Origin of the sequence: uncultured Gordonia sp., from assembly GCF_937858515.1 — a bacterium.
Taxonomy (GTDB): domain Bacteria; phylum Actinomycetota; class Actinomycetes; order Mycobacteriales; family Mycobacteriaceae; genus Gordonia.
Window position 1 is genome coordinate 1 of the sequence record NZ_CALLZT010000182.1, and the last position, 4,539, is coordinate 4,539.

General features: G+C 64.1%; 4 protein-coding genes. 1 reads left to right on the top strand and 3 read right to left on the bottom strand.

The genetic code is table 11. From position 1 onward, the window contains the following. Positions 1-301: 301 nt before the first annotated feature. Positions 302-1,924 carry a class I adenylate-forming enzyme family protein gene (locus Q0627_RS17770; protein ID WP_298811743.1) on the bottom strand — a complete coding sequence of 541 codons (1,623 nt, stop codon included), beginning with the start codon at positions 1,922-1,924 and terminating at the stop codon, positions 302-304. 135 nt (positions 1,925-2,059) lie between these two features. Here Q0627_RS17770 and Q0627_RS17775 point away from each other — a divergent pair, with 135 nt between their 5' ends. After that, a complete protein-coding gene (locus Q0627_RS17775) occupies positions 2,060-3,028 on the top strand; it encodes a hypothetical protein (protein WP_291018107.1) in 969 nt (322 codons plus the stop codon). Between the two features lie 12 nt (positions 3,029-3,040). Here the strand turns inward: Q0627_RS17775 and Q0627_RS17780 are convergent, their stop codons facing one another. After that, positions 3,041-3,493, bottom strand: a complete 453-nt coding sequence (locus Q0627_RS17780) for a nuclear transport factor 2 family protein (RefSeq protein ID WP_298811745.1) — start codon at positions 3,491-3,493, stop codon at positions 3,041-3,043. Further along, a partial coding sequence (locus tag Q0627_RS17785; RefSeq protein WP_298811747.1) for a cytochrome P450 occupies positions 3,490-4,539 on the bottom strand: 1,050 nt, incomplete at its 5' end. The genes Q0627_RS17780 and Q0627_RS17785, both read right to left, overlap by 4 nt.

The following is a 4,539-nucleotide window of genomic DNA, read 5'->3' on the forward strand; positions in this document are numbered from 1 at the left end:
GTGGGGGCGGACAAGCCTTCGCATTGATGATTCAGTTTGTCCGCCCCCACGATCTCGGTATCACAGTGGGGGCGGACAAGCCTTCGCATTGATTCGTTCGAGGTGGTTACAACATGCGTGGATGGTCGCCGGACCCAACGCGTCCCTCGCTCCTTCGTCGCTTCGGCCTCAGGGATCAAGATGTATGGTCACCATCAACAAGCACGACAAGATGTGTGGTCACCATCAACGATCAAGATGTGTGGTCGTGGGTGGCTTCTTGATCCCTGAGGAGGGTCGCGCGAGCTTGCGAGCCGACTCGTCACGAAGAGTCCGGCGAGATGGGGCTCCCAACCGGTGAGAACCGTTCGCGGAGGGCGGTTTTGTTGACCTTGCCCATGGGCAGGCGTGGGAGGGTGTCTGTGAACTCCAGCTGTTCGGGGCATTTGAAGCGGGCCAGGCCGGCGGTGTGGCAGTAGGTACTCAGGGCGTCCAGGGTGAGCTCGGAGCCGGGGGCGAGAACCACTATGGCGCAGGTGCGTTCACCGGTACGGGAGTCAGGTAGGCCGATGACGCTGGCGTCGGCGACGGCGGGGTGGGTGAGGATGACCTCTTCGACCTCGCCGGCGGAGATGTTTTCGGCGTTGCGGATGATGATGTCCTTGCGACGGCCGTCGATGTGGATGTGTCCGAGGTCGTCGATGGATCCGAGGTCGCCGGTGCACAGCCAGCCGTCGTCGTCGAGTGCCCCGGTGTTGAGGGATTCGTCGATGTAGCCGGAGAACAGTTGTGGGCCTTTGAGTCTGAGCTCGCCGTCGACTATACGGACCTGTACTCCGGGCATGGGCGGGCCGACGGACCGGCCGACGTCGGGGTCGTCGAAGCTCTGGCTGGTGGCGACGGGGAACTCCGTCATACCCCAGGCGTCGACGACCGCACCGTTGACCCCGAACACCTCCCGGAGTTCACGTTGCACCTCTTGCGGTGTGGGTGCGCCGCCGGCGATGAAGCCGCGCAGGTTCGGGAACAGCTGCGAATTACCGTGGGCTCGCTGGGCTGCGATGTAAGCGTGGAAGAAAGGCATCGCCGAACCGAGATTGGTGCCGCCGTGCGCGGCCATCCGGTACGGGGTGACCGCCGGGTCCCAGGTGTCGAAAAGCACCAGACGGCAACCGGTTCGGAGGGCGGCGCTGAGCATGGCGACGCCGCCGATGTGCGCGAGCGGCCACGGGATGGGCAGCACCGACGAGGTGTCGGTGCGCTGGCCGTCGGTGATGCCGTTGGAGGAGGCGATCACCGATCTGTCGGTGTGCTTGACACCTTTAGGTGCGGCGGTGGTGCCGGAGGTGTAGTAGATCCACCGGACCCGCGGGTCATCCGAACCTGACAGTGGTGGTGGAAGTTTCGCCGGATCACCGACCGGAATACGCAGGCCGGCGTCAACGGAGCCGAAGTCGAAGTCGAGTACCAGCGCATGACGGTCGGGGTGACGGACGATGAACGCGTCGGCGATGTCGGCGTGCCGATAGCCTTTCCATGACTCCGGCACGATGAGCAGAGTGGTGCCGACCTGTTCGAGCATGAACTCGACTTCACGCTCACGCAGTAGCGCGATGATCGGGTTCTGCACCGCTCCCAGCCGTGCACATGCCGCCATGAGGACGGCGGCTTCGAGAGTCGTCGGCAGCTGCCAGCTCACCACGTCACCGGCCGCCACACCGCGTTCGGCGAGGCCCGCCGCCGCATTCTCTGCCGCATCGCGGAACTGCGCCGCGGTGAGACTCCGTCCGTGGTCGTCGGCGAGAATCACCAGTTCGGGGCGGAGCTGCGCGGACTGTTCGACGAGGTCCCAGAGGCCGCCGATCTCGTCGGTCCCGATGACGCCGCGACGGGAGACGGGTGCCGGTGCGCCCGAGACGCTGTCGGTGACGGAACGTGTGGCCATACCGTCAACTCTTACATGACGATGCACCTTACCGAAAGGCTATCGATATGCCGGTGCGCACTCGTCATGAACCACCGACCGCGTGGCCGGGCGGTACGGTTGTCCAATCCGCATCAGCAGAATGGAGAATGGAGAATGACGACCGCGCAGACCGCGCTCCACGCGAGCTACCGTCTGCGTCCGTCGTGGACACCCCGGTACCAGCCCGACGTGTACGTGGCGGCGTCGCTGGACAGGCTCGACGGGCCGGTCGATGGCCTGCACGACCCTCCCGTCAATCTCTACTGGCAGCCGGGGAGACTCGACTTCGCCGATACCGACGACATCCGGCGGTTCTACTCGTCTGCACTCACTTCGACCAGCACACCCGCGCAGTTGTCGCAGTGGATCAACCGGGATGCACTCGTCTCACAGTGGCGGCACCTGTCGCTGCCACCGCGGGTGCGTCGGGCGTGGGAGACGCTGCATCCGGCCCTGAGGGAAGGAACTGACACCGTGGACGACTTCGCCTCCATACAGGACGCGATCCTGAGCGTGATCGCCGAGCACGGTTTCGCGCTCGCCGGTGGCTCCGCGCTGATCGATTACGACATCGTGTCCCGCGACACCGATGACATCGACGCATTCAACAATCGGTGGGACGCCGAGGCGTTCATCGCCGCCCAAGCGGCAGTACTCGATGTCTGCTCCGACCGAGGCTGGGACGCGGCCGTCGTCGGAAACGAGGATTTCCGCAAGCAGATCGCTATAGGCACCGGCGGGGACCGACCGATCGTCGTTGACATGGTGTACTACGAACGCTCGCAAGATCCGGAAATCCGCGCGGGCGGTGGACTTCGACTGATCTTTTCCGACGTTGTCGGCGGCAAGGGCGTGGCCGTCGCCGAATCGGCACGGGGCCGCGACTTCGATGATCTGGCAAGGATCGTCAGCACCGACGGGTGGTCACTCGGGCGCGTCGAACAGGCGATGACCGCGATCAAGTATGCAGACAAGATTCCCGAATTCCGTACCAATCTCGAGCGATTCCGGACCGGTGAATTTGATGACGATATTCGACGGTCCGGATTCGACCCGGCGTTCAGTCACGGCGTACTGGACTGATCTGACGGAAGGTCAGTCGGCTTTGCGGAAGGAGTTCATTGTTTTTTCGACCTCCCAGAAGGCGCGGATGGCGGCGAGTTTGCCGTAGGGGGCGGCTCGGTAGGTGAAGACTCCGCGGGATTCTGTGATGTGGCCGGCGATGTGGGTCACGATGGTGCCGATGTAGGCCACCTCGTTGCCACAGATGATCTCCTCGTCGAACCGGAAGTCGATGCTTTCGGTGGTGGCGATCGATTTGTCCCAGAATCCGGCGATCGCCTCGTGACCGTGAAAGCCGGTGCCGTCGGGGTCGAACATGGACGGGCCCACCGGATCCTCCACTGAACCGTCGGCGGCGAAATTGGCGACCCAGCCATCCTTGTCGCGGGCGGCGACCAGTTCCCGCGAACGCCGCCCGGCAACGACCGCGGGATGATTCTCGCGGTCGATACCGATATAGGCGGGCGAATCGGTGGAGGCGGTCACGCCTGTGTTCCGTAGTCCACGCGCATCTCCTTGACGCCGTTGATCCAGCCGTGGCGCAGGCGTTTGGGCTGTTCGAGGCGGCTGATGTCGGGAACGAGGTCGGCGATCGCGTTGAACATCAGGTTGATCTCCATCCGGGCCAGATTGGAGCCGACGCAGAAGTGAGATCCGTTGCCGCCGAAGCCGACATGCGGGTTGGGGTCGCGCAGGATGTTGAACGAGAACGGATCGTCGAACACGTCTTCGTCGAAGTTGGCCGAGGCGTAGAACATTCCGACACGCTCACCCTGCTTGATGTCGACGCCGCCGACCTGGAGATCACGCTTGGCAGTGCGCTGGAAGGCGTTGACCGGAGTACCCCAGCGGACGATCTCGTCAGCGGTGGTGTCCGGGCGCTCGCGCTTGTACAACTCCCACTGATCGGGGTTGTTGAAGAAGGCGTTCATGCCGTGCGAGATGGCATTACGGGTGGTCTCGTTGCCGGCCACGGTCAGCAGGATGAAGAAGAACCCGAACTCGGCCTCGTCGAGGTGCTGGCCCTCAAGGTCGGCGTTGACCAGGATGCTGACGATGTCGTCGGTCGGGGTCTTGCGCCGGGTTTCGGCCATGTTGTAGCCGTAGCCGAGGATCTCGGCCGAGGCCATCTGCGGGTCGACATCGGCGAATTCCGGATCGTCGGTGTTGAGCATGCCGTTGGACCAGTGGAACAGCTTGCGCCGGTCTTCCTCGGGCACGCCGAGCAGGTCGGCGATGGCCAGCAGCGGCAGGTCGACGGCGATGTCGTCGACGAAGTCGCCGGTGCCCTTGGCCGCGGCCTCGGACACGATACGGCGGGCCGCGGCATCGAGCTTGGCTTCCAGCGACTTGACCGCACGCGGGGTGAAGGCCTTGGAGACCAGGCGGCGCAGACGGGTGTGCTCCGGCGGATCGTGGTTGATCAGCAGGGCCTTGGTGACCTCGATCTGATCGGGTTCGATGGCGTCGTCGAAACGCATGATGACGCCGTTGGTGTTGACGGCCCAGTCGTCGTTGTTCTTGGAGATCTC